This is a genomic window from Janthinobacterium sp. Bl 1, from assembly GCF_058215535.1.
In genome coordinates, this window is record NZ_CM177086.1 from 6,187,016 (window position 1) to 6,212,312 (window position 25,297).

Here is a 25,297-nt window from a genome sequence, read left to right on the forward strand (position 1 = left end):
CCTATCCTTGCTTAAAATGCGTATTTCAGGCTGACCTTGACGGCGCGCCCCGTGATCGAGCGGGCCGCATGGCCATCGCCCTCGACTTCCGTATAGCCGATCTTGTCGAGCAGATTGTTCGCCGTCAGCGCAACCTGCAATTGCGGCGTGAGCTGGTAATTGACGAAGGCGTTGAGCACCTGGTAGGCGGGCAAGGTGATCGTGTGCGCATCGTCGCCCCACGATTTGCCCGTGCCGACCAGGCTCGCGCCCAGGGTAGCCTGCCCCCATTCATAGGTGGGCGCGATCTGGTAGACGACACGCGCCTGGCGCCGCGGCATATTGCCGATCAGCGCCACGTCGGCCGCCGCCGTGCCCGTGATCTCGGCATCCGTGAACGTCAATCCGCCATTGATGCGGAAGTCGCCGGCGCTGTAGGCCGCTTCCAGTTCCACGCCCTTCGCTTCATAGCTGTTGGCCGTGCGCAGCTGGGTGGTCGCTTCGTAATTGCTTTCTTTCGTCTTGGCCTGGAACACGGTGACGAAGGTGCTCAGGGGGCCGCGCCGCCATTTCACGCCGCCTTCGAGCTGGCGCACGGTGTTGATCGCCACGGGCACGCTGCCATCGAGCGGTGTGCCGAACAGGATGCGGTCGGCATTGAAGGCCACGCCTTCGCTGACGCGGGCAAACACGGCCAGATTCGCTTGCAGCTTGTAGTTCGCGCCCAGCGAGTACGAGGTGTGGCCCAGGGTGTAGTCGACCCGCTGCACCGTCGACGGCAGATACGCTTGCGCGCCGGTGGCCTGGTTGGCCGTGCCGCTCGCATGCTGGCGGTCGCGCCGCAGGCCGCCGTCGAGATTCAGCGCGCCGCTTTCCCAGGCCAGGTTCAGATACGGCGACACCGTGCGGTATTCCATGTCGACGGCGCGCGAGCAGCAGGCGCCGAAGGCCGGGCCGATATAGCCTGGCGTGCCGCTCGCCGTTTGCAGCAGCGCCGGCTGGTCACCCGTGGCCTGCATCAGGTATTCGTTGAAATTCCAGGTCAGGCCCAGCTTTTGCTGCGACAGATACAGGCCGGCCGTGGTGGTCAGCTTGCCGCTGTCGAGGACAAAGGTCTTGGCCAGCTTGGTGTCGCTCAGGGTGTTGCTGGCGTCGTCGATCGAGGTGTTGAACACCACGGCGGAAAACGTGCGACCGATGTAGGGCTTGCCCTGGTTCGGGCCGCTGGCAAACACATAGCTGCCGTCGCTGCCATTATTCGACGGGAAGACGCCGATGAAGCGCCCCGAATTGTCGGCGTAGCGGAAGTTTTCGCTCACGCTCCAGCCCTGCCCCAGCTTGAACGACGCTTCCAGACCCACGGTATCGCTCTTGACGTGCAAGCCGTCATTGACGCGGGTGGCCACGCGCTGGTTATCCTTGTTCAGCACCGTGTCGGGCACCCAGTACGGCGAATAGAAACTGGCCTGGCGCGGGTCGATGCCGGCGATTTCCCCGATACGGCCATTGCGCACGCTGACGGGCACGGGCAGGGCCGTGGGCGACTGGTCGTCGAGATGCTTGAACGACAGGCGCACGAAGCCGCTGTCGAATTCATGCGTGACATTGCCGCGGATCTGGCCACCCTTTTCGCTGTTGACGCCACTGTGGCGGATGCCTTCGCCCGTGCGCCAGGAGCCGCCGATGAAGAAGCGCGTGCGCTCCGAAACCGGCGCGCCGTAATCAAAATCAACACGCGTCTGGTCGTAGCCCAGGCCGCGGCTGATGGCCACGCTGCCGCCCTTCTCCTTGCCATTCTTGCTGATGAAATTGATGATGCCGCCCGGCGAGTTGGTCGCCAGGGTGGAGGCCGAACCGCCGCGCACCACTTCCAGGTGGTCGAGCGTGGAATCGATCTTGACGAAGCTGTCGGGCGTCGTGAAATTGAAGTCGCCGAACTGCAGCACGGGCAAGCCGTCTTCCTGAATCTGCACATAGCGCGCGCCGCCAGCGGAAATGGGCAGGCCGCGCACGGTGATGTTGGCATTGCCTTCGCCGCCCGAGGATTCGGCGCGCAAGCCCGGCACCGAGCGCAGGACTTCGGCCGCGCTGGTCGGTGCGTTGTGCAGGATGGTGTCGAGCTCCATGCTGCTGACGGAATTGCTCGATTTCATTTTGGACGTGCCGCCGGTGGTACCCGTGACGACGATGCGTTCCAGGTTCAGGCCATCGGCGGGAGCGGCGCTGGCGGTGTCGGCGGCCGATTGCGCGTGGGCGGCGCCCAGTTGCAGCATGGCCAGGGCGACGGCGGCAGCCATGCAGCCGCGTTGAGCAGTACGTGCGTTCATTTTGTCTCCAGTGTTGTATGCCGATACATCGAGGTATCCGCTTGTTATGGGTACTGGCCGCCGCATGCCGTGGCGCGCTGGCTGAGCCGGTACGTCATTATTGAACGAATAAGAATTTATTGCAATCGATTGCAATAGAGCACTGCAACATCGAAATGGTGTTGTTTTTAAGGGAATATTACGGGCGATACAGAGGCAAACAGGCGGGAATCGACGTGATCTCAGGCTTTTTCATGCTGCTGTGCAGCATGAAAATTCACGAATAAATTTGAAATGATTGCAATCGGTTGCAATCCCTTGGCCACGCCTTTCAGCGGCCCGAGGCGCGTACGATCAGCTCGGTTGGCAATTGCTGCGATGGCGCAGGCGCGCCGTCGACCAGCGCCAGCAGCGAGGCCACCAGCGCGCGTCCGGCGGCGCGGATCGGCTGGCGTACGGTGGTCAGCGGCGGGTGGAAATACGCGGCCAGTTCGATATCGTCGTAGCCGACCACGGCCACCTGTTCCGGCACGGCCACGCCGCGCGCGCGCAGGGCGTTGATGGCGCTCATGGCGAGCAAGTCGCTGCAGGCAAAGATGGCGTCGAACGGCAGCTGGCGGTCCAGCAGTTCCTGCACGTCCGTCGCGCCGCCCTGCGGCAGGAAGGAGCCGGCCACGTACAGTTGCGGATCGGGCGCCAGTCCTTGCGCGGCCAGCGCCTGCACATAACCGGCGTGGCGCTGCGCCACTTCGGGCAGCTTGGCGTCGCCAAAGAAGGCGATGCGCCGGCGCCCCGCCGCCAGCAAGTGCTCCGTGGCCAGCCTGCCGCCGGCGACGTTATCGCCGCCCACGGTGCAATACAGCTGCTGCGGCAATTGCGCGCCCCACACGACGATGGGCACCTGGCGCGCGGCCAGCTGGTTCAGTTGTTCATGGTGGCGCCACTGGCCGATCAGGATGATGCCGATCACGCGGCCGCTGTCGAAGGACAGGGCGGCCGCATCGAGCGTTTCCGCATCCACGCGCGAAATGAGCATGTCGAAGCCCTGCTCCGTCAGCGCATCGGCCAGACTGCCCAGCATGCTGAGGAAAAAAGGGTCGGACAGGTGCTGGCGCGTGGCCGCGTCATACGGCACCACCACGCCCACCGTGCGGTTCTGTTTCAGGCGCAGGTTTTGCGCGCCGATATTGATGGAATACTTGAGCGAACGGGCCAGCGCGATGACGCGCGCGCGCGTCTCTTCATTGACCAGCGAACTGCCGCTCAGCGCGCGCGACACGGTCGACGTGGACACGCCGGCCAGGCGCGCGATATCGGCCATCTGCAGGCGTTGCTGCGCCTTCGAATCGTTGCCGGTCATCGTGCGCTCACTGCGGCGCGGTGTCCTTGAACGATGGCCGCTCGGACAGTTTGTCGAACAGGCGCGCCAGCGCCGGATGCTCCGCGCGCCAGTCGATTTCCGGGAAGCGGAAGCTGAGCCAGCCCAGGGCGCAGCCCACGGCCACGTCGGCCAGGGTGTAGTTCTTGCCGGCGCAATAGGCGCTCTCGCCCAGACGTGCTTCCAGCGCCGCCAGGCCCAGGGTGACTTTTTCCAGCTGGCGCGCGATCCAGGCCGCGCTTTGCTGCTCGGGCGGACGCTGCGTGCGCTCCAGGCGCACCAGCACGCCCGCGTCGAGGATGCCGTCGGCCAGCGCTTCCCAGTTCTTGATATCGGCCCGCTCGCGGCCATTGCCGCCGGCCGGCAGCAGTTTACAGACGGGCGTGAGCGTGTCGAGGTATTCGACGATGACTTTCGAATCGATCAGCGTGCTGCCATCCTCCATCACCAGGCAGGGTACCTTGCCCAGGGGATTGGCCTGGGCGATGCGGGTTTCCGGCGCCCACACGTTTTCCAGCTCGAAGACATAGTCGAGCTTTTTTTCCGCCAGCACGATACGGGCTTTGCGGACATACGGGCTGGCGAGGGAACCGATCAGTTTCATAGGTACTTTAAGGTAAAGGAGCAACTAGCAGTATAGCATCGGCGGCAGCGGTGTTTGGCAGCACGCACCCGGCGGCCTCCAGTGTGTGGCAGGCACGCCGCATCGGGGCCGGATTCGGCCAACATGGGGGCCATCCGCAGCCGACGGACGGCTGGGCAGCGGCCAGCGGTGGTAAAATCGCCCTTTACTGTGGCGCCGTCAGTGTTGCTGTATTGCAATAACCCTGCCCTCCCCGCGCGCCACACGCCAACCGTTTCTTTAACTTGCGTCCGCTCTCATGACTTCTACTACTCCGTATTCCACGCTGTCGGCCCTGTCTCCGCTCGATGGCCGCTACGCCAGCAAGACCGATCTGCTGCGCCCGATCCTGTCCGAAGCCGGTTTCATGCACCACCGCGTGAAAGTGGAAATCTCCTGGCTGCAAGCGCTGTCGCAAGCCGGTTTCGCTGAAATCAAGCCGTTCTCGGCAGAAGCGAGCGCCCTGCTCGACAAGATGGCGGCCGATTTCTCGGAAGCCGACGCGGCCCGCATCAAGGCCATCGAAGCGGTGACCAACCATGACGTCAAGGCGGTTGAATACTGGCTGAAGGAACAAGTGGCGGACGTGCCGGAACTGGTGGCGGCGTCGGAATTCATCCATTTCGCCTGCACCTCGGAAGACATCAACAACACCTCGCACGGCATGATGCTCAAAGCCGCGCGCGATGGCGTGATGCTGCCGGCATTGAACGGCCTGGTGACCAAGCTGACGCAGATCGCGCACGACAATGCCGACGTGCCGATGCTGTCGCGCACGCACGGCCAGACGGCCAGCCCGACCACCCTGGGCAAGGAATTTGCCAACGTCGTGGCCCGCTTGCAGCGCGCCGTGAAACGCATCGAACAAGTGGAAATCCTCGGCAAGATGAATGGCGCCGTCGGCAACTACAACGCCCATTTGTCGGCCTACCCGGGCTTCGACTGGCCGGCATTCTCCAAGGCCGTCATCGAACAGCGCCTGGGCCTGGTCTTCAACCCGTACACCATCCAGATCGAACCGCACGACTACATGGCCGAACTGTTCGACGCCTTCGCGCGCGCCAACACGATCCTGCTGGACCTGAACCGCGACATCTGGACGTATGTCTCGCTGGGCTACTTCAAGCAAAAGCTGAAAGCGGGCGAAATCGGTTCGTCGACCATGCCGCACAAGGTCAACCCGATCGACTTCGAAAACTCGGAAGGCAACCTGGGCCTGGCCAACGCAGTGCTGAAACACCTGTCGGAAAAACTGCCCGTCTCGCGCATGCAGCGCGACCTGACCGATTCGACCGTGCTGCGCAATATCGGCGTGGGCCTGGGCTATACGCTGCTGGCGTATGACAGCTGCCTGCGCGGCCTGAACAAGCTGGAAGTGAACCACGCGCGCCTGGCGCAAGACCTGGACGCGACCTGGGAAGTGCTGGCCGAGCCCGTACAAACCGTGATGCGCCGCTATGGCATCGAAAACCCGTACGAGCAGCTGAAAGAGCTGACGCGCGGCAAGGGCATCTCGAAAGAAGCGCTGCAAACCTTCGTCAATGGCCTGGCCATTCCGCAGGATGCCAAGGAGGTGCTGCTGACCATGACGCCAGCGAACTACATCGGTATCGCCGCGCAATTGGCCAAAGCCATCTAAGCAGTTTCCACATGGGGATCCTGCTATCCCACTCCTGCGGGGCGGCCAGCACACAAATGCTGCCCGCCCCGCGGTTTTTACAGCAATCTTTCTTGTAGAATCTCCGGCACGCAGCGCAATTTGCTTTTCTTTGGTATATTAGGCCGAATTAGTCCTAATACGTACTACTTTCAAGAAAGCCATCGATGCAACGCTACACCATCACCGCCATCATCCTGCACTGGCTGACCGCCCTGCTGATCATCAGCGCCTTCGTCATGGGCCTGGTCATGGTCGACATTCCCGGCCTGACGCCCACCAAGCTCAAATATTTCTCGTGGCACAAATGGCTGGGCGTGACCGTGCTGGCCATCGCCGCCATCCGCCTGCTGTGGCGCAAGGCCAATGTGCCGCCGCCGCACCCGGCCAGCATGGTTGCCTGGCAAAAGAAGGCGGCCGACGCCATGCACGTGCTGCTGTACTTCCTGATCTTCGCCGTGCCCGTCTCCGGCTACCTGTACACCTTGGCCGCCGGCGTGCCCGTGGTCTACCTGGGCCTGTTCCAGCTGCCCGTCATCATGGCGCCGAACCCGGAACTTAAGCCGCTTTTAAAAGAGATTCATTATGTTCTGAACATGACGATGGCCGCTGCCGTGGCCGCCCATGTGCTGGCGGCGCTGAAGCACCAGTTCATCGACCGCGATGGTGTCCTCAAGCGCATGTTGCCGTAACACCGACTTCCCCTTGCTCACTGAAAAACTACAGGAAAAAAACAAGATGAAAACCACCCAACGCATCGTCCTCGCTTCCCTGCTGGGCCTGTCCGTGGCCGCCACCGCCGCCACCTTGCTGAAAGTCGATCCCGCCAAGACCAGCGTATCGGCCGTGTTCAAGCAAATGAACGTGCCCGTGGAAGCGAAGTTCAAGAAGTTCAATATCGCCATCGATTACAACCCTGCCGCGCCGGACGCCTCGAAGGCGTCGGTGGAAATCGAGACGGCCAGCATCGATATCGGCGACCCCGAGTACAACAAGGAAGTGGCGAAGAAAGAATGGTTCAACTCGGCCCAGTTCCCGAAAGCCACCTTCGTCTCGAGCAGCATCAAGGCGGCCGGCGCGGGCAAGCTGACGGTGACCGGCAAGCTGAGCATCAAAGGCAAGACCACCGACGTGACCTTCCCCCTGGCGGTGAAAGCCGATGGCGGCAAATATGCATTTGACGGCGCCCTGCCGATCAAGCGCCTGACCTATAACATCGGCGAAGGCGAGTGGAAAGACACGAGCATGGTTGCAGACGAGGTCACAATTAAATTCCACGTCGCAGCGCAGTAACACCTGAGAAAACGTCCATGGCTGCGTTGCTCTTGCCTCGTCGTACATTCGTACTGCCTTCGGCAAGGCGCCTTGTCCTGAACGTTTTTCAGGCGTTATGAAAAACAACCCCAAAACCTGTTCAACTATAGGATCTGCATGAAATTTTCGCACTTGATGATCGCCATGCTGGCAGCCGCCGGCGCGGGTTCGGCCATGGCCGCTACCGACACCTACAACCTCGACCCGACGCATACGTTCCCCAGCTTTGAAGCCGATCACATGGGCATGTCCGTGTGGCGCGGCAAGTTCAACAAGACCAAGGGCACGGTCACCCTGGACCGTGCCGCCAAGACGGGCAGCCTGGACCTCGTCATCGATGCCGATTCGATCGACTTCGGCCTCGACGCCATGAACACGCACGCGAAAAAAGCGGACATGTTCAACGTCGAGAAATTCCCTGAAATCACCTACAAGAGCAAGTCGTTCAAGTTCAACGGCGAGCAGCTGGTGGAAGTCGATGGCGAACTGACCCTGCTGGGCGTGACCAAGCCCGTCAAGCTGAACGTGAGCAAGTTCAAGTGCATCATGCACCCGCGCTACAAGCGTGAAGTGTGCGGCGCCGACGCCACGGCGGAATTCAAGCGCAGCGACTTTGGCCTGAACTACGGCATGCCGGCGTTCTCGCCGGAAGTCAAGCTGGCCATCCAGGTAGAAGCCATCAAGGCCGATTAAACACAGCCTTGCCGCATGACAAGCCCGCCTCGCTGCCCGCAGCCAGGCGGGCTTTTGCATGCGCCACGCGAATCCGCTGGACTTTTCTATCGTGCGGCATCACTATCCATTGGCATGATGTTGTTCTGACATGGCACACCCCCTTATCCATCGCGCGGAGGACTACATGAATTTCATTATCTGGATCGTTATTGGCGGCGTCATTGGCTGGCTGGCCAGCATGGTCATGAAAACCAATGCGCAACAGGGCATCTTCCTCAATATCATCGTCGGCATCGTCGGCGCCTTCCTGGGCGGCTGGCTGCTGGCCCCGCTGTTCGGCACGGGCACCATCAATAGCGACAATTTCAGCCTGGCTTCGTTGCTGGTCTCGTTCCTGGGCGCCGTGATCCTGCTGGGCATCGTGAATCTTTTGCGCCGCGGCAAAATACGCTAAGCAGTCAAAAAGAGCGCAGCAACACATGGCCGGGCAGCGCAAGCGCCCGGCCATTTTTCATTGCCGCCAGGACAAGTATGTACAAATACCACAACCGCCACGCGGAAAAATGCGCGCTGGCAGCCGGTTCCAGCCCGTGCGCCACTCAAAATCATGCCATTCAGGCAAGCACATGCGAACATACTGCCCGGAAAATGTGATTGACTAGTGCGAGTTCGATACGGATACTCTATGTCGCCCGCTGCACAATCAGCGGGTACTCCGTTGATTCCGACTTCCCTACAATGTAAAAGAACAGAACTCGAATGAAAAAATCTCTCATCGCGCTCGCCATCCTGAGCAACTTCGCACACGCCGACGAAGGCATGTGGATGCCCCAACAGCTGCCACAAGTAGCCAAGGAACTGAAAGCGGCCGGACTGAAACTCGATCCGACCAACCTGACCAAACTGACCGAATTCCCGATGGGCGCCATCGTCAGCCTGGGCGGCTGCTCGGCGTCGTTCGTCTCGCCGCAAGGCCTGGTTGCCACCAACCACCATTGCGTCTACAACAGCGTGGCGGTCAATTCGACCAAAGAGCGCGATTTGCTGGCCAACGGTTTCCTGGCCAAGACTTTCGCTGAAGAATTGCCAGCCTCCCCAGGCAGCCGCATCTTCGTCACCTCGGCCGTGACCAATGTCAGCGACAAGATCATCACCGCCGACGTGGCCAAGCTGCAAGGCAAGGCACGCATCGACGCGATCGAGAAAAACCAGAAGAAACTGGTCGCCGAATGCGAAAAAGAAGCGGGCTTCCGCTGCACCGTGTCCGCCTACTACGGCGGCCTGGAGTTCTACCTGATCAAGCAACTGGAAATCCGCGACGTGCGCCTCGTGCACGCGCCTCCAGCGGGCGTCGGTAAATTCGGTGGCGACACCGACAACTGGATGTGGCCACGCCACACGGGCGACTACGGTTTCTACCGCGCCTATGTCAGCAAGGACGGCAAAGCTGCCGACTTCAGCAAGGACAACGTGCCGTACCAGCCAAAACACGTGCTGAAACTGGCCAAGGATGGCTTGAAAGAAGGCGATTTTGTCATGGTCCTGGGCTACCCTGGCCGCACCAACCGTCATCGCCTGCCATCGGAAGTGGCGTACACGTTTGACTGGAACTACCCGGCCTTCGTGAAAGCATCGGGCGAAACCCTGGCCATCATCGCGCGCGAAACCAAGGACAACAAGGATGTTGCCCTGAAATACGCGGGTCAAGTTGCCGGCGTGAACAATTACTACAAGAACCGCCAAGGCATGCTGGACTCGTACGCCGGCAGCGACTTCCTGGCGCGCAAGACGGCGGAACATGAAGCCCTGAAGACCTGGGTCAACGCCACGCCGGCACGCAAGGCCGAATTTGCCGGCGACATCGAGCAAGTGGAAAAGCTGATCGCCGAGCGCGATGCCGACACCAAGCGCGATTTCTTCCTCAGCTACGCACAACCACGCCTGCTGAACACGGCACGCAGCCTGTACCGCCTGTCCAACGAAGGCACCAAGGCCGATACGGAACGCAAATCCGGCTACCAGACGCGCGACTTGCCACGCCTGGAAGCGGGCATCACTTCGGTCGAGCGCACCTACGATGAAAAAGTCGACAAGGCGCTGGTACTGAACAGCCTGACCAAGTACGCCGCGCAACCGGCAGCACAACGCCGCGCCAGCTTCGACGCCGCCATCGGCATCAAGGATGGCATGTCGCCAGCCGACCTGTCCGCCGCTCTGGACAAACTGTATGCAGGCAGCAAGCTGGCCGACAAGGCCGAGCGCGCAGCATGGCTGAAACGCACGCCAGCCGAATTCCAGGCCAGCAAGGACAGCTTCATCCAGGCAGCCGTCGCCATGTATCCGGATTCGCTGAAAAACGAAGCGGAAGACGAAGAACTGGCCGGCAAGATCCAGCAAGCCTACGCCAACTACATGAAAGCAAAAATCGCCTTCATGAAGAGCAAGGGCCAAGCCGTCTATCCTGACGCCAACAGCACCCTGCGCGTGACGTTCGGCAAAGTAGCCGGCCGCGACCATGGCGCCGACGGCACCACCTGGTCTGCCTTCACCACCGTCAATGGCGTCGCAGCCAAAGCCACGGGCCAGGGCGAGTTCAATGCCCCGGCAAATCAACTGGCCGCGATCAAAGCCAAGGACTTCGGTAAATTCGTCGATCCGAAGCTGAAAACCGTACCGGTCGACTACCTGGCGACCCTGGACATCACCGGCGGCAACTCCGGTTCGGCTGCCCTGAACGCCAAAGGCGAATTCATCGGTCTGGCCTTCGACGGCACCCTGGACTCGATCATTTCCGATTGGGACTACAACAAGGCCAACACCCGTTCGATCCAGGTCGACCTGCGTTACATGCTGTGGAACATGAAACACATCGACCACGCAGACAACCTGCTGAAAGAAATGGGCGCTGAATAACAAGAAGCAATAACCCGGCAACGGGCGCTTTAGCCTGAGCCACTCCTGCGGGAGTGGCTTTTTTTCGCCTAGCGTTTTACCTTGGTAAAGCGGTACGGCACGGCTTGTTCCTCGCCAAACACTTGCGCCCTGCCACTTCCCAAGGGCAGCATCACCCGCCGGCCATCGTGCAGCAGCAAGGCCAGGTCGGCGCCGGGGAAACGCTGCGCCAGCAGCGGATACGCTTGCCGGGCGATGGGGGCGGCGGGAATCACGATGCGGTAATCGCCATCGCCAAAGTCCAGCAGCAGCGCGGGAAGCTCATCGGGCCCCGGCAGCGCCGTAATGCGCAGGCGCGCGCTACCCTTGACGAGTTCGAAGGCTGACCACAGGGGCAAGCTGCGCTGCGTGGATCCCATCTGCAGCTGCGGCGCGTGGCCCGCCTGAGCCGACGTCAGCACGACGTCGGGCCGCTGCTCCGATACGGCCCCATCGATGGCCAGCAGCCAGCCCCGGTAGCGTATCAGCGCACCCTGCGCGGCGGCCGTGACGGAGCCGCCCTGCGCCAGGGATCCCTTGCCTGCTGGCAAGCGCAGTGGCGCCGCCTGTGCCGCCAGGCAAGCCCACCACAGCAGCGCCGCCATCGCCGTCTTGCCCATGCCGCCTCCCTCGCGCGTGAAACCTATTCATAACACAAGTGCGGCCCAGTCCCTCTGCCGCGCCTCAAGGCGCCAACGCCGGTGCTACAATTGGCCCCTAGCGGGCGTACTTACCCAGCGCGCCTTCCCCCTCCCAGACTCAGACCGCTATGCCACCAGACTTGCGCACGACCTACGAACTCGGTAACCACAACCAGACCACGACCTGGCTGGAATGCATCACCTTCTATCAAGATCTCGCCGCACGCTATCCGCAAGTGCTGCAGTTCGAACAGATCGGCCTGTCCGACTCGGGCGTGCCCATCCATGCTGGCGTCGTCAGCGCCGATGGCGTGTTCGACCGCGAACAGATCAAGCGTGAAGGCCGCACCGTCTTCTTCAACAACAACGGCATCCATCCGGGCGAACCGGAAGGCATCGACGCCTGCATGGCCATCGTGCGCGACCTGTGTACGCAGCCGGAACGCCTGGCGGCGCTGGGCAGCACCGTGCTGCTGTTCATTCCGATCTATAACGTCGATGGCAGCCTGAACCGCGCCAACACGTCGCGCGTGAACCAGGATGGCCCGGAGCAATTCGGTTTCCGCGGCAACAGCCGCCACCTGGACCTGAACCGCGACTTCATCAAGTGCGACAGCCTGAACGCGCAAGTGTTCAACCGCCTGCTGGCCAGCTGGGACCCGGACGTGATGGTCGACACGCATACGTCGAACGGCGCCGACTATCCGTACACGATGACCTTGATCCACACGCAGACGGACAAGCTGGGCAATGGCCTCGGCCCCTTCCTGCAAGACACCATGCTGCCGCACATCTTTGCGCAGATGGAACAGGCCGGCTGGCCCACCTGCCCGTATGTGAATCCCGTCAAGGACAGCCCCGACCACGGCATCGCCGAATTCCTCGAAGTGCCGCGTTTCTCGACCGGCTTTGCGGCCTTGCATCACGTCATCGGTTTCATGCCGGAAACGCACATGCTGAAACCGTTTGCCGACCGCTACGCCTCCATGCGCGCCCTGCTCGACATCACGATGGCGTTCACTGTCAAACATGGCGAACAGATCAAGCAATTGCGCGCGCAAGCCAAGGCGGCGGGACGCACGCAAGCCGAGTGGCCCATCCACTGGACCATGAACGAAGAGCAGCCGTCGACCTTCCCCTTCAAGGGCTATGCGGCGCAATACACGCCGAGTATCCTCGGCGACTACCAGCGCCTGTCCTACGACCGCTCGCAGCCGTGGGAACGCGACATCGCCTATTACAACCGCTTCGATGCGGACGTCACCGTGGCCGCGCCGAAAGCCTACGTCGTGCCGCAAGCGTGGCGCGAAGTCATCGAGCGGCTGCGCTGGAACGGCGTCGAAATGAGCCGCATCACCGATGAACAGACGCTAACGGCGCGCTACTACCACATCACCAAGGTCGGTACGCGCGCCACGGCCTACGAAGGCCATATGTTCCACGACACGGTGGAACTGGAAGCGCGCACGGGCCAGTTCACCGTGCAAGCGGGCGACTATGTCGAGTCCCTGGCCCAGGACAACGCGCGCTACGCCGTGGAAACCCTGGAGCCGCAGGCGCACGACAGCTTCTTCCGCTGGGGCTTCTTCAACAGCGTGCTGGAGAAGAAAGAAGCGTTTTCCGATTATGTGTTTGAGGACATGGCATCCGAATTGCTGCGCGACGAGCCGGCGCTGGCGGCAAAATTTTCCGAATGGAAAGCGGCCAACCCGGCCTTGCTGAGCAATCAGGAAGCCGTGCTCGACTTCATTTTTGCACACTGCCAGCGCTTTGCCGAGCCGGAATGGCGGCGTTATCCTGTGATCGCCCTGATGTAACTCGGGGCTGTAGCGACTGCAACATCCTGGCGCCGCATCGGAGACCCCGGTGCGGCGCCTCTTTCTGTGCCCTGCCCACAAGGTAATCCCATGCACTACGCACTGAACCTGCGCACCTTTATTTACAGCCATTATTTTTACCTGGGCTTGCGCGTGGCCATCGGCCTAGTCGGCCTGGCCTTGCTGACTCAGGAAATCAGCGACAGCGCCACCGCCATGACGGTGTGCATCGGCGCCCTGTGCACGACCCTGATGGACATGCCCAGCCCGCTGCGCCACAAGTTCAACGAAATGCTCGCTTCCGTGCTGCTGTGCAGCGCCGTGACCTTATTGATCAGCCTGTGCGGGCCCGTGCAGTGGCTGTTGATGACGGTGCTCGTGCTCGTCAGTTTTCTCGCCAGCATGATGGTGGTGTACGGCAAGAAATCGATGCCCTTGCAACTGGCCGCCCTGTTCATCATGACCATGTCGATGGAGCATCAGATGACGTGGCAGCAATCGTTCCACCACGCGGGCCTGTTCATGCTGGGCGGCTTGATCTATCTGGCCTATGCCATGGCCATCGCCTGGGTCTTGCGCCACCGCATCAAGCAGCAAGTGCTGGCCGAAGCCCTGTTCGAACTGGCCGCCTACATCGACATCAAGGCCGATTTCTACGACACGCGTTTCAATCTGACGGAGCAGTTCAACAAGCTGGTGCGCCATCAAAGCATCCTGGCCGACCGCCAGCAGGCGTCGCGCGACTTGATTCTGCGCAGCCACAAGAACAGCAAGGACGCCATCGTCGTGCAAGTGCACGTCTGCATGCTCGATCTGTATGAACTGATACTCTCGACGCACACGGATTACGCGCTGCTGCGCCAGCACCTGGCCGACTCCGACGTGCTGAAATCCCTGCACGACCTGGCCTACAAGGCGGCGCGCGACATCGAAGCCGTCGCCTACGCCGTCACGCGCAAGCGCGCTTCGTATGCGCAGATCAGCTATGACAAGGAATGGGCCGATATCGAAGAAGAAATTGCCCGACTGCAGGCAAAGGGCGACAGTGCGCAGGAAGCGCTGGCGACCCTGCGCGCGCAGCGCAACAAGATCCGCGCCATTCTGAAAATGATCGCCGAGCTGCATCTGGCCAGCCAGAAAGTGTATGACAACGTGCCGTTCTGGAGCGGTGCGGACATGGCGCCGTTCCTGTCGCAACAGAAATACGAACTGAAGACCCTGCTGTCGAATTTGCGCCTGGACTCGCCCGTATTCCGCTTCGCCCTGCGCGTATCGATGGCCATTTCCGTTGGCTTGCTGATCGGCCACTGGCTGCCGTATGCGGCGCACAGCTACTGGATCGTATTGACCATCGTCATCATCCTGCGCCCCACATTCAGCATGACGCGCCAGCGCCGCGCCGACCGCATCATCGGCACCATCATCGGCTGCGTGATCACGGCCATCGTGATCCGCTACGTGCACAGCAATATCGTACTGATGGCCATCCTGTTCCTCTCCATCGTGGCCACGCCCACCTTCATCTATTTGCGCTACCGCTACACGGCCATTGCCGTCAGCCTGATGATCTTGCTGCAAATGCATCTGGTAGCGCCCAGCAACCCGAACCTCGTCAGCGAGCGCCTGATCGACACCCTGATCGGCGCGGCAGTGGCCACCGTGTTCAGCTTCGTGCTGGCCAACTGGGAATACCAGAGCCTGCCTCGCCTCGTGCGCCAGGTGCTGAACGTGAACCTCAGCTATATGCAGGCCAGCTTCGCGCTGCTGCAGGGAAAGTGTTTCGATGACTTCGCCTACCGCATCGAGCGCAAGCGCTTGATGGACAGCCTGGCCGCGCTCAGCTCGGCACTCGTGCGCATGCTCGACGAACCGGCCAGCAAGCAGCGGGCCGTGGAAGACATCAACCTGTTCATCGTGCAAAATTACTTGCTCGTGGCCCACGTGGCGGCGCTGCGCTCGATCCTGGGACGCCATGCCAGCCAGCTGCCCGTCGCGCCCGTCAACGCCCTGCTTGGCCACAGCCATACGCAAGTGTGCCTGACCCTGTCGCGCGCGCTGGATCAGCTCGACAACAAGGCCGCCATCAGCGCCCCGCTGGCGGCCCCTGCCGCACCGCCCGTGAGCGAAGTGGACTGGTCGGGCTGGCCGCTGGTCAAAAGACGCATCCGCCTGTTGCAGGCCGATGCCGACAAGATTGTGGTGCATAGCGCGGCGATCGTGCATATCGTGGCGCCCAGATAATCTTCTGGGGGCGCCCTGGCGCAAGTGGTGTCATCAGGAGGTCATCTGGCCTCTCTATGCTGCCATGGTTTTTCCACTTCCAGCCAAGGTCATCCATGCACGCATTTCCCCTGAGCCGGCGCCTGCCGCTGGCGCTGGCCATCAGCGCCGCCCTCGCCCTTGCCGCCTGCGGCGGTTCCGACCACCAGGAAGCAGCGCTCGTCATTCCCGCCGCACCAGCCGACCAGGGCGCGCCCGACACGGCGCCGCCATCGGCCACGGCCATCCCCTTTGTCGATAATATCGCCAGCAACCAGCGCGGCGACGCGCGCTACGCCACGGCCGCCACGAATGCGGGCGTGCGCGTACTGGCCGGCATGCTCGACATCTGGAAACCGTTGACGGAAATCGTCGATGCCGGCGTCTCGGCACCGGCCGTGGACGGCTTCCCCGCAGTCGTGCCTTCCGCCTGGACGGGCGTGCCCAACGATGGCACGCCGGGCGGCACCATCGTCAATGCCAGCGTGCACAATGCGAACATCGATTTCGTCGTCAAAGCCACCACCAGCCGCACGCCGGCGCAGGAACTGGCCGCCTACCTCGATGACCGCCGCGGCAAGGGCTACAGCATCACCGACGGCATGGGTCCGCTGACGGACGCCTGGCGCAGCGCGGCGCGCCAGACCACCAGCATCACCGACATTGCGCCGGATGCGACAAGCAAACTCTACAACGACAGCGGCAGCAACACGGGCGTGGCGGGCAGCGCCAATGCCGAGTTCGGCAACGTCGTGGGCCTCGTCAACGCCATGGGCAACAATGGTTCGACGGAACCGGCCAAGCGCTTCTACAAATATGCGCGCCCCTTCCGCTGGAGCAGCAACGTGGCCGTGATCCCGGCCCTGCTGCCGGCCCGGAGCGCCACGCCCGCCACCGATGGCGGCTTTACCAGCGGCCATTCGGCCGAAGCCGTGCGCGGTGCACTGGGCATGGCGTATGCCTTGCCCGAGCGCTACCAGGAAATGGTGGCGCGCGGACTGGAACTCGGTGAAAACCGCATCATCGCCGGCATGCATTCGCCGCTCGACGTGATCAGCGGCCGCGTGCAGGCGCAAGCCATCGTCGCCGCCAACCTGCTCGACCCGGCAACGGCCGCCACCAAGGCCGCCGCCGTGACGCAGGCGCACACGACACTGATGGCGAAAACCGGCACCACGGCCGACACCTTCTATGACTACGCCCATTCGGGCACCGGCGCCAACGACCGCTTTGCGGACTACGCCAGCACCAAGGCCGCCTATATCCGCCGCCTGACCTTCGGTTTCGCGCAGACGGGCGCCGCCAATGCGCCGGCCGTCGTGCCGAAAGGCGCGGAAGTGCTGCTGGAAACGCGTTTGCCATATCTGTCCGACGCACAGCGCCGCGTGGTGCTGAAAACAACGGCCTTGCCATCGGGCTACCCGGTGATGGACGATGCTGAAGGCTGGGGCCGCTTGAACCTGTTTGCCGCCGCCGACGGCTATGCCGTCTTCACGGGCAATGTCGTCATCAGCATGGATGCGGCCAAGGGCGGCTTCTACGCCGTCGACCGCTGGCGCAACGACATCGGCGGCACGGGCAAGCTGAACAAGCAAGGCACGGGCACCCTGAAGCTGGGCGGCAACAATAGCTGGAGCGGCGGCACGCAGCTGGAAGGGGGCCGCCTGGAAGGCTTGTCAGCCACGGCCTTCGGCAAGGGCGACGTGTATGTCAGCGGCGGCACCCTGGTCGGCAATGCCCCGTCCGGCCTGGCGCTGGCCGGCAGGTACACGCAGCTGGCCACCGGCAACCTGGAATTGAAGCTGGGCAGCGGACAGCAAGGCCGCCTGAGCGTAGCGGGCCAGATGACGGTGGCGGGCGGCAGCCTGAAGGTGACGTTTCAGAACGGCTACAAGCCGGCCGCCGGCGACACCCTGACCGTGCTGCAGGCCGCCAGCCTGAAAGGCAAGTTCGACAGCATCACCGCCGAGGGTTTCAAGGTGACGCCGACGTACACGGCAACGGGCTTGCAGCTGCGCCTGGACGTATAGGCGAGCTATTTGAGGTAGCGTTCAAACCAGCCGACGGTGCGCTTCTGCAAGTCGCGCTGGTGCTCGGGCTTGCGGAAGGAATGGCCTTCGCCGTCATAGATGAACAGGCTGGACGGCACACCCATGGCGCGCAAGCCGTGCCAGAATTCCAGCGACTGGGCGGCCGGCGTTTCCACGTCGCGCTCGCCCACGTAGATCAGGGTCGGCGTCTTGGCCGCCTTGATCGATTCGATGGGCGAGGCCTTGCGGTAGACGGCCGGGTTGTCATAGGCGGAGGCGCCAAAGAACGGGATCATCCACTGGTTGATGCCGTTCTGGCCGTAATAGCTGATCCAGTTCGACACGCCCGCGCCCGCCACGGCCGCCTTGAAACGGTCGCTGTGCGTGACGCCCCACATGGTCATGAAGCCGCCATAAGAATGGCCGATCAGGCCCAGGCGTTCGCCGTCAACGGGCGCCACTTTTTGCACCGCGTCGATGCCGCTGAGAATGTCGCGCCAGTCGCCGCCGCCAAAGTCCGCCATGTTGGCGCGCGTAAAAGCCTGGCCCTGGCCAAAGCTGCCGCGTGGATTGGGCAGGAAGACGAAATAGCCTTTTTGCGTCAATTCATGGATCAGGGTGCCCGCGGCCACGTAACGGGGAGAAGCCGCCGCGCCGGGGCCGCCGTGCACGTTGACAATCATCGGATAACGCTTGCCGGCGTCCGTCTTCAACGGCCCCAGCAGCCAACCCTGCACCTTGTATTGCTCGTTGTTCCAGCCCACGTTCTGCACCGTCAGCTGCGGCGCAAAACCGTCATTGTCGCGCGTGACCTTTTTCAGCCGGGCCACCGGCCCGGCCACCAGGTAGGAAGCTTGCGTAAAGTCTTCCTGTGCGGCCGCCGCTTGCAAGCCATCGGCGCTGAACGACAGACGGCCATCGCTGCCGCTGCTGCTGATTTCTCCGAGCAGCACGGGCTGGCCGGACCCGTTCTGCGCATCGACGGGCACCAGCGCCAGTTGCGAATCGATCAGGGCCGTTGCCAGCAAACGGGCGCCGCGCCAGACGACGCCATTGAAGGTACCGCGATAGTCTTGTGTCACATTGCGCGGCGTGCCGCCGGCCAGCGGCACCGTGTAGATATCGCCGCCGATGGAACCGAAATCGCTCATCAGGCCGCCGATGAAAACCACTGTCTTGCCATCGGGCGAGACCGAGGGCAGGTTCAGCTGCATGGCCGGTGACGCGATCACGCGCAGGGCGCCCGTGGCCGCATCAATATGGCTGAGCTTGGCGACCCACCAGTTGCTGTCGCCATTGCCTTGCGCGCTGGTGGCGACAAAGCCGCGGCCATCGGGCGTCCAGCTGTATTCATACACATAGGTATCGGCGGGCGACAGCAGACGCGGCTCGCCACCGCTGGCCGGCACGACGGCGATGCGCTGGGCATCGTCTTCGCTGCCCACTTCGCCCACCTGGCGCGCGCCCGCCTCCACGGCGCCGGCCAGCTTGCGCGCGCCCACCGTCGCCAGCAAGGCCAGCTGCTTGCCGTCCGGCGACCAGCGCGCCGTGCTGGCTACACCCTTGATGCTGGTCAACGTTCGGACTTGCGCCTGCGACAGGGTGGCCAGGTACAGCTGCGCCGTGCCCGCCTTGGCGTCGTAGCCGATGAAGGCCAGCTGTTTTCCATCTGGCGACCAGCTGGGCTTGTCATAAGAACACACGGCACACGGATCGAATTGCTGCACGATGGCGCCATTGGCGGCGTCGCGCACGACGATGGCCGCGTGCGGACGCTGCGCTTGCTCGCCCGCCTTGTTCGATTCGATGGCGGCGATGCGCTGGCCATTGGCCGACAGGGCCACGGCGCGGTAATCGCGCAATGCCGGCCCGGTTGCAGCGGCGGCCTGTGCCGTGGTGCTCAGAAGGCTGCTTGCCAGCAATCCGCAGGCGGCCAGATCAGTTATTTTCATCATGTAAATTCCGGTTAGAAATAAAAAAAACCGCCGGCAAGCGCGGCGGTTTTGGATGGAACAGACTGCATTAGCGGGCCTTCTTGCCCAGGTGTGAATGCCGCATGCTGTACAGGAAGTAAATGGCCACCGTCACCGTCATCCAGATACTAAACACGACAAACGTCGTATGCGGCAAATCGCGCATGATGTACAGGCAGGCGAGTACGCTCAGGCCGGGAATCACATACGGGCCGAACGGCACGCTGAAGCCTTCGATGCGGTTCGCACCCTGCTTGTGGCGCAGCACGGGCACGGCGATCGAGACCACCATGAAAGCCGTCAGGGTGCCGATGCTGACCATGTCCCACAGGTAAGTCGCATCGATGGAACCCGCCACCACGGCCACCACGAGGCAAACGATGATGGTATTGCTGACCGGCACCAGGGTGCGCGGGTGGATCTTCTGGAACGACTTCGGAATCAGGCCGTCGCGGCTGACGGCAAACAGGATGCGCGTCTGGCCGTAGATCGTCACCAGGGTCACGCTGAAGACGGAAATGACGGCGCCGGCCGACAGCACCAGCGCGGGCCAGGTCTTGCCCGTCACGTTTTGCAGGATCACAGCCAGGCCCGCTTCCTGGCCTTCGAACAACTTCGCCTGTTGCGCACCGAGGGCGGCCACGGCCACCAGCAGATAGAACACGGTGACGATCAGCAAGCCATACAGGATGCCACGCGGGACGTTGCGCTTGGGGTCTTTCACTTCGTCGCCCGCCGTCGCCACCGTATCGAGGCCGATGAAGGAGAAGAAGACGGTGCCAGCCGCGGCCGTTACGCCCGTCATGCCGGCAAAGCCCTTGCTATTGTCGGTATTGAAGAAGGGCACGAAGTTGTCGGCGTTGAAACCGGAAAAGGCAATGGCAATGAAGAATACGAGGATGGACAGCTTGATGATAACCATGATGGCGTTCATCAGCGCCGATTCCTTGGCGCCACGCAGCAGCAGGAAACCGCACATGCAGATCAAAAAGATCGGCGGCAGGTTGATGTGGCCGGCGTGAAACTCCATGCCATGCGGGCCGGAAACGATCATCGGCGTGCGCAGCATCTCGGGTATATGCCAGCCAAACGCATTTTCCAGGAAGTTGTTCAGGTAGGACGACCAGCCGATGGCCACGGCACTGCCCGCCAAGCCGTATTCGAGCAGCAGACAGGCGGCCATGATGAAGGCAAGAAACTCACCGACAGTGGCGTAGGCAAACGAATACGAGGAGCCGGAGGCGGGGATGCGGAACGACAGCTCCGCATAGCACAAGGCCGTCAGGCCGGCCGTGATGGCGGCGATCAGGAAAGACAGGACGACCGATGGGCCCGCCTTGGGCACGGCTTCGACCATGGTAAAGAAAATGCCCGTGCCGATGGTGGCGCCGACGCCGATCATGGTGAGGGAAAACAGGCCGATGGACCGGCTCAAGCCACTGCTGCTGAGGCCTTCACCATATTCGACCGTGGTATCGATCGGCTTGGTGCGGCAAATTTTCTGGACCAGGGTTTGGCTCACTAATATTCCTTTATGAGGCACACATATTCGTATGACGGGTAAAAACAAATAGCGCTCCGGCCCTACCTGGCAAAAAACCGGAAAGATCGCGTCCATTTTCAAAACTAAGCGATTATAGGGCTTTCACCGGCTCAGCCAAACAGAACTTTGATGCATGGAAACAACGCCAGGCGTGCGCCATCAAACACGCAAGAGTGCTGGCGAAGAAGATATTGCTTCTATGAAAGAAAAAGCGCGCCGCTGCAGGGGCAGGGGCGCGCTTCTGGTTCAGCTCAGTTCAGCTGAATTACTTCTTGCCGTGCGGCGCATCGGCCGGCGACCAGCCTGCCTCGTAGCCTTGCGGCACGTCGTCGCGGCGCTCTTTCGGCGCCAGGCCCAGCACGTAGTACAGCACCGTCAGCAGGATCAGCCAGGCTGGTCCCACCATCAGGGCGATGCGCGTATCGGGGAAATACGCCATCAGGCCGATCACCAGCGCCAGGAAAGCGAGCGAAATCCAGGAACCGTACGGCGCGAACGGCATGCGGAAGGCCAGGTTCTTGATTTCCAGTGGCGTCAAGGTCTTGCGGAACTGGATCTGCGTGACGAGGATCACGCCCCAGGTCCAGACGGCGCCGAAGGTGGAAATCGAGGTGACCCAGATAAACACTTTTTCCGGCACCAGGTAGTTCAGCAGCACACCCAGCAGCAGCGCGAAGACGGACACGAGGATGGCGCGGCGCGGCACGCCGCTGGCCGTGGTTTCCGCAAACGCCTTCGGCGCCTGGCCTTGCAGCGCCAGGTTGTACAGCATGCGGCCCGTGCTGAAGATGCCGCCATTGCACGACGACAAGGCTGCCGTCAGCACGACGAAGTTGATGATGCCGGCCGCCGTCTTGATGCCCAGGCGTTCGAACGTCATGACGAAGGGGCTGCCGGTGGTGCCGATTTCATTCCATGGGTAGATCGACAGGATGACGAACAAGGCGCCGACATAGAAAATCAAAATGCGCCAGAACACGGAATTGATGGCGTCGGGAATCGATTTCTTCGGGTTGGCCGCTTCGCCAGCCGTCAGGCCAATCATTTCCACGCCCAGATAGGCAAACATCACCATCTGCAGCGACATCAATACGCCTTGCGCGCCATTCGGGAAGAAGCCGCCATGCGTCCACAGGTTCGAGATACCGATGGCCACGCCATCGTTGCCCAGACCGAAGACGATCATGCCCGTGCCGCCGATGATCATCAGGATGATGGTGACGACCTTGATCAGGGCGAACCAGAACTCGAACTCGCCGTAGGCTTTCACGGCCAGCAGGTTGATCGCGCCCATGGAACCCAGGGCCGCCAGGGCCCAGATCCAGCGCGGCGTGTCGGGGAACCAGATGCCCATGTAGATGGCGACGGCGGTAATTTCCGCCACGCACGTGACCAGCCACAGGAACCAGTAGTTCCAGCCCGTCAGATAGCCTTGCAAAGGACCCAGATAATCCTGGGCATAGCGGCTGAAGGAGCCGGCCACGGGATTGTGCACGGCCATTTCGCCCAGCGCGCGCATGATCATGAAGATGACCGCGCCCCCGATGATGTACGACAGCATGATGCCGGGACCGGCCATCTTGATGGCGTTGCCGGAACCCAAAAACAGGCCCACGCCAATCGCGGCGCCCAGCGCCATCAGGCGGATCTGCCGCTCACCCAGGCCGCGGTGCAAGCCTTGTTCACTCGTTTTCATTACGTGTCTCCGTTTTTTTCTTGAATACACCGATCCCTCCACCCCAATGGCGGTTCCGCTCTTGCTGGAAAGGAAGAAAGGGCGAGCCGGCGGCAAGCGCCGGCATGCTCATGTGGTCAGGCTACGGCGTCAGGCCAGTTCGGCGATCAGCTCGATCTCGACGCAAGCGCCCAGCGGGATTTGCGCCACGCCGAAGGCGGAGCGCGCGTGCTTGCCGCTGTCGCCGAAGACTTCGACGAACAGTTCCGAGGCGCCATTGGTCACCAGGTGCTGTTCCGTGAATTCAGAGGTGGAATTGACCAGGCTCATGACCTTGACGATGCGCTTGACCTTGTTCAAGTCGCCGCCGCACGCGTCTTGCAGGGTGGCGATCAGTTCGATGGCGATGCCGCGCGCAGCGATCTTGCCTTCTTCCGTCGCGACATCCTTGCCCAGTTGACCAACCCAGACCTTGCCATCCTTCTTGGCCAGGTGGCCGGACAGGAAGACAGTATTGCCCGTGCGCGCATGCATCACGTAGGCGGCGGCTGGCGCGGCAACGACTGGCAGTTCAATGTTGAGGGCCTTGAGTTTTTCGTAAAACGACATGCTATTTCTCCAAGAAAACAATATAAGCGAAACCAGAATTCATGCACGGCAGGGCACGCAGGATGACGCCCTGGCAGCGCGGTAGTGACCGACAACAGTGCCAGATTAAACGTCATCATATTGGTGAACCAGCAGTTTTAGTTCACAAATAGGCCCGGTTATTCAGTGGATTATACCGACAATCAAACAAAATTCAGCATCAGTTCATGAAGCATGCTCTACAGGCATCGAGCGTGACTTTTTTCATTAAATTGTCACTTGTGCAATGTCAAGCCCTCGGGGTCAAGGTTTATCGCATCCAGAAATGCCTGGTCGTGCGAAACCACAAGTAACGCGCCCCGATATTGCAGCAGCATCTGCTCCAGCGCCTGCAAGCTGGCCAGGTCCAGATGATTGTCGGGTTCGTCCAACAGCAACAGTTGCGGCGGCGCCTGCGCATACAGCTCAGCCGCCAGCGCCACCTTCATGCGCTCGCCACCGCTGAGCAAACGGCTGGGCATGGTGGCGCGTGCGCCGGCAATGCCCAGCAGCGCCAGCCGCGTGCGCAAGTCCCCTTCCGCCATCGTGCTATTGCGTTCCTGCAAGCGCTGCACGGCGCTCCATTCGCCGTCTTGCAGTCCCGCATGCTGGTCCAGCCACGCCACCCGCGCATGGCACAGTACCTCGCCGCTGGCGGGCGCCAGCTGTCCGGCGATCACGCGCAACAAGGTCGACTTGCCGCTGCCATTATTGCCCGTCACGGCCAGGCGGCGCGGGCCACTGATGACCAGGCTCACAGGCTGCGCCTGGCCATAGGGCAAGACCACGTCGCGCAGTTCCAGGATCAGCTTGCCGTTCGGCACGGCGCTGTCGGGCGCCAGCAACAGCCGTTCAGCCTCGGGCACGCAGCGGGCGCTGGCGTCCATCACCCTTTGCTGGCGCGCCTGCTGCGCCTCTTGCGCGCGCAGGCGCAGCTTGCCCTGGCTATCCTGGCTTTTCTCCTTGCGTGCGTCGAGCAGCAGCTTGCTTTGATTGCCTTCGCGGCCCTCGCGCTCACCACGCACCACCCGTTTCTGCTGGCGTTCGGCCTGCTGCTGCGCGTCGCGCTGTTCGCGTCTGGCGCCCGCCTTTTCCGCCTGCAGGGCGGCCGCAAAACCGGCCTGTTCCAGCGCGCGCTGCTGCGCATACATCGCGTAATTGCCGCCATAGCTGCGCAAGCCCTGGCTCGACAGCTCGACGATTGCATCGACGTGCTCGAGCAAGCCGCGGTCATGACTGACCAGCAGCAAGCCACCCGGCCAGCGCGCCATCTGCGCCACCAGGCAGGCGCGCTGCTGTACGTCGAGATGGTTGCTCGGTTCATCGAGCACCAGCCAGTCCGCCTGCGACAGCCAGGCGCCCTGCAGGGCGATGCGCTGGCGTTCGCCGCCGCTCAGGCTGGCCGTTGGCGTGTCGGCATCGACATGGCGCAAATCGAGCGCATCGAGCGCCTGGCGCAAACGGGTGTGGGCATCCCAGCGCTCTCCCACGAGCGCGTAGTCGGCTTCATCGACGCTGCCTTCGGCAATGCGCGCCAGCGCGGCCAGCAAGTCGTCCATGCCGGCGAGCGCCGCCACGGTGGGATAGCGCTCAGGATCGAGCTCCTGCGCCACGTAATGCACGCGGCCGTCGCAGCGCACGGCGCCGGAAGACGGCTGCGCCTGGCCCGCCAGCAGGCGCGCCAGCACACTCTTGCCCACGCCGTTATCGCCGACGAGGCCGATACGTTGCGGGGCAAAGCTAAATTGCAAATCGGAAAACAGGGTGCGGCCATCGGGCAGCACAAAGGAAAGACGGTCGAGTTGTAGTAATGCGGGCATGGATACTCCTTGTACGTGCAGACAGGGCTGGCGAACCCGCGCGGCGCAAT

18 protein-coding genes are annotated in these 25,297 nt (G+C 62.2%); 9 read left to right on the forward strand and 9 right to left on the reverse strand.

All coding sequences use genetic code 11. The features are described from left to right. Window positions 1-11: 11 nt before the first annotated feature. From AC4BCN_RS27910 to AC4BCN_RS27920, 3 genes are all read right to left on the reverse strand, one after another. Complete coding sequence (locus AC4BCN_RS27910) at window positions 12-2,306, reverse strand: TonB-dependent receptor (RefSeq protein ID WP_490492227.1); 2,295 nt, start codon at window positions 2,304-2,306, stop codon at window positions 12-14. Window positions 2,307-2,616: 310 nt separating this feature from the next. Next, window positions 2,617-3,645, reverse strand: coding sequence for a LacI family DNA-binding transcriptional regulator (locus AC4BCN_RS27915; protein ID WP_070302852.1), 1,029 nt, complete (start codon window positions 3,643-3,645; stop codon window positions 2,617-2,619). 7 nt (window positions 3,646-3,652) lie between these two features. After that, entirely contained in the window at window positions 3,653-4,267 is a 615-nt protein-coding gene (locus tag AC4BCN_RS27920) for a glutathione S-transferase N-terminal domain-containing protein (protein WP_128141672.1), read from the reverse strand. Window positions 4,268-4,544: 277 nt separating this feature from the next. Here AC4BCN_RS27920 and purB point away from each other — a divergent pair, with 277 nt between their 5' ends. From purB to AC4BCN_RS27950, 6 genes are all read left to right on the forward strand, one after another. Beyond that, the gene (purB, locus tag AC4BCN_RS27925; protein ID WP_490492228.1) at window positions 4,545-5,924 is read left to right on the forward strand and encodes an adenylosuccinate lyase; all 1,380 of its coding nucleotides are present in this window, start codon (window positions 4,545-4,547) and stop codon (window positions 5,922-5,924) included. Window positions 5,925-6,109: 185 nt separating this feature from the next. Further along, window positions 6,110-6,634 (forward strand): cytochrome b, encoded by a 525-nt coding sequence (locus tag AC4BCN_RS27930; RefSeq protein ID WP_128141670.1) that lies wholly within the window; start codon window positions 6,110-6,112, stop codon window positions 6,632-6,634. A 46-nt stretch (window positions 6,635-6,680) separates the two neighbouring features. Further along, window positions 6,681-7,235, forward strand: coding sequence for a YceI family protein (locus tag AC4BCN_RS27935; RefSeq protein ID WP_139090541.1), 555 nt, complete (start codon window positions 6,681-6,683; stop codon window positions 7,233-7,235). A gap of 138 nt (window positions 7,236-7,373) precedes the next feature. Then, window positions 7,374-7,949 (forward strand): YceI family protein, encoded by a 576-nt coding sequence (locus AC4BCN_RS27940; protein WP_456147923.1) that lies wholly within the window; start codon window positions 7,374-7,376, stop codon window positions 7,947-7,949. Between the two features lie 166 nt (window positions 7,950-8,115). Continuing rightward, on the forward strand, window positions 8,116-8,385 hold the full coding sequence (locus tag AC4BCN_RS27945) for a GlsB/YeaQ/YmgE family stress response membrane protein (protein ID WP_034745587.1): 270 nt from the start codon (window positions 8,116-8,118) through the stop codon (window positions 8,383-8,385). 305 nt (window positions 8,386-8,690) lie between these two features. Next, complete coding sequence (locus tag AC4BCN_RS27950) at window positions 8,691-10,844, forward strand: S46 family peptidase (RefSeq protein ID WP_034745584.1); 2,154 nt, start codon at window positions 8,691-8,693, stop codon at window positions 10,842-10,844. A 68-nt stretch (window positions 10,845-10,912) separates the two neighbouring features. Here AC4BCN_RS27950 and AC4BCN_RS27955 read toward each other — a convergent pair whose 3' ends face one another. Continuing rightward, window positions 10,913-11,482: a hypothetical protein gene (locus AC4BCN_RS27955; RefSeq protein ID WP_490492229.1), complete on the reverse strand. Its 570-nt coding sequence runs from the start codon at window positions 11,480-11,482 to the stop codon at window positions 10,913-10,915. A gap of 149 nt (window positions 11,483-11,631) precedes the next feature. On the opposite strand from AC4BCN_RS27955, the gene AC4BCN_RS27960 reads away from it, so the two are divergent. The 3 genes from AC4BCN_RS27960 to AC4BCN_RS27970 all read left to right on the forward strand — a co-directional run bounded on the left by AC4BCN_RS27960 (window position 11,632) and on the right by AC4BCN_RS27970 (window position 17,609). Beyond that, window positions 11,632-13,320, forward strand: coding sequence for a M14 family zinc carboxypeptidase (locus tag AC4BCN_RS27960; RefSeq protein ID WP_490492230.1), 1,689 nt, complete (start codon window positions 11,632-11,634; stop codon window positions 13,318-13,320). A 90-nt stretch (window positions 13,321-13,410) separates the two neighbouring features. Next, the gene (locus AC4BCN_RS27965; RefSeq protein WP_139090537.1) at window positions 13,411-15,561 is read left to right on the forward strand and encodes an FUSC family protein; all 2,151 of its coding nucleotides are present in this window, start codon (window positions 13,411-13,413) and stop codon (window positions 15,559-15,561) included. Window positions 15,562-15,656: 95 nt separating this feature from the next. Continuing rightward, a complete protein-coding gene (locus tag AC4BCN_RS27970) occupies window positions 15,657-17,609 on the forward strand; it encodes an acid phosphatase (protein ID WP_490492231.1) in 1,953 nt (650 codons plus the stop codon). A gap of 5 nt (window positions 17,610-17,614) precedes the next feature. Here the strand turns inward: AC4BCN_RS27970 and AC4BCN_RS27975 are convergent, their stop codons facing one another. The 5 genes from AC4BCN_RS27975 to AC4BCN_RS27995 form a co-directional block, all read right to left on the reverse strand. Further along, window positions 17,615-19,564 (reverse strand): S9 family peptidase, encoded by a 1,950-nt coding sequence (locus tag AC4BCN_RS27975; protein ID WP_490492232.1) that lies wholly within the window; start codon window positions 19,562-19,564, stop codon window positions 17,615-17,617. A 67-nt stretch (window positions 19,565-19,631) separates the two neighbouring features. Continuing rightward, window positions 19,632-21,104, reverse strand: coding sequence for an amino acid permease (locus AC4BCN_RS27980; protein ID WP_034745575.1), 1,473 nt, complete (start codon window positions 21,102-21,104; stop codon window positions 19,632-19,634). A gap of 286 nt (window positions 21,105-21,390) precedes the next feature. Continuing rightward, window positions 21,391-22,821 (reverse strand): amino acid permease, encoded by a 1,431-nt coding sequence (locus AC4BCN_RS27985; protein WP_128141661.1) that lies wholly within the window; start codon window positions 22,819-22,821, stop codon window positions 21,391-21,393. Between the two features lie 129 nt (window positions 22,822-22,950). Further along, entirely contained in the window at window positions 22,951-23,409 is a 459-nt protein-coding gene (locus tag AC4BCN_RS27990) for a RidA family protein (RefSeq protein ID WP_490492233.1), read from the reverse strand. Window positions 23,410-23,663: 254 nt separating this feature from the next. Then, the gene (locus tag AC4BCN_RS27995) at window positions 23,664-25,247 is read right to left on the reverse strand and encodes an ABC-F family ATP-binding cassette domain-containing protein (RefSeq protein ID WP_490492234.1); all 1,584 of its coding nucleotides are present in this window, start codon (window positions 25,245-25,247) and stop codon (window positions 23,664-23,666) included. Window positions 25,248-25,297: the final 50 nt, after the last annotated feature.

Coding starts and splice junctions, on each gene's coding strand:
- AC4BCN_RS27935 (WP_139090541.1), top strand. CDS start 6,681: ATGAAAACCACCCAACGCATCGTCCTCGCTTCCCTGCTGGGCCTGTCC.
- AC4BCN_RS27955 (WP_490492229.1), bottom strand. CDS start 11,482: ATGGGCAAGACGGCGATGGCGGCGCTGCTGTGGTGGGCTTGCCTGGCG.
- AC4BCN_RS27930 (WP_128141670.1), top strand. CDS start 6,110: ATGCAACGCTACACCATCACCGCCATCATCCTGCACTGGCTGACCGCC.
- AC4BCN_RS27965 (WP_139090537.1), top strand. CDS start 13,411: ATGCACTACGCACTGAACCTGCGCACCTTTATTTACAGCCATTATTTT.
- AC4BCN_RS27960 (WP_490492230.1), top strand. CDS start 11,632: ATGCCACCAGACTTGCGCACGACCTACGAACTCGGTAACCACAACCAG.
- AC4BCN_RS27915 (WP_070302852.1), bottom strand. CDS start 3,645: ATGACCGGCAACGATTCGAAGGCGCAGCAACGCCTGCAGATGGCCGAT.
- AC4BCN_RS27950 (WP_034745584.1), top strand. CDS start 8,691: ATGAAAAAATCTCTCATCGCGCTCGCCATCCTGAGCAACTTCGCACAC.
- AC4BCN_RS27995 (WP_490492234.1), bottom strand. CDS start 25,247: ATGCCCGCATTACTACAACTCGACCGTCTTTCCTTTGTGCTGCCCGAT.
- purB (WP_490492228.1), top strand. CDS start 4,545: ATGACTTCTACTACTCCGTATTCCACGCTGTCGGCCCTGTCTCCGCTC.
- AC4BCN_RS27970 (WP_490492231.1), top strand. CDS start 15,657: ATGCACGCATTTCCCCTGAGCCGGCGCCTGCCGCTGGCGCTGGCCATC.
- AC4BCN_RS27985 (WP_128141661.1), bottom strand. CDS start 22,821: ATGAAAACGAGTGAACAAGGCTTGCACCGCGGCCTGGGTGAGCGGCAG.
- AC4BCN_RS27940 (WP_456147923.1), top strand. CDS start 7,374: ATGAAATTTTCGCACTTGATGATCGCCATGCTGGCAGCCGCCGGCGCG.
- AC4BCN_RS27975 (WP_490492232.1), bottom strand. CDS start 19,564: ATGATGAAAATAACTGATCTGGCCGCCTGCGGATTGCTGGCAAGCAGC.
- AC4BCN_RS27920 (WP_128141672.1), bottom strand. CDS start 4,267: ATGAAACTGATCGGTTCCCTCGCCAGCCCGTATGTCCGCAAAGCCCGT.
- AC4BCN_RS27910 (WP_490492227.1), bottom strand. CDS start 2,306: ATGAACGCACGTACTGCTCAACGCGGCTGCATGGCTGCCGCCGTCGCC.
- AC4BCN_RS27990 (WP_490492233.1), bottom strand. CDS start 23,409: ATGTCGTTTTACGAAAAACTCAAGGCCCTCAACATTGAACTGCCAGTC.
- AC4BCN_RS27945 (WP_034745587.1), top strand. CDS start 8,116: ATGAATTTCATTATCTGGATCGTTATTGGCGGCGTCATTGGCTGGCTG.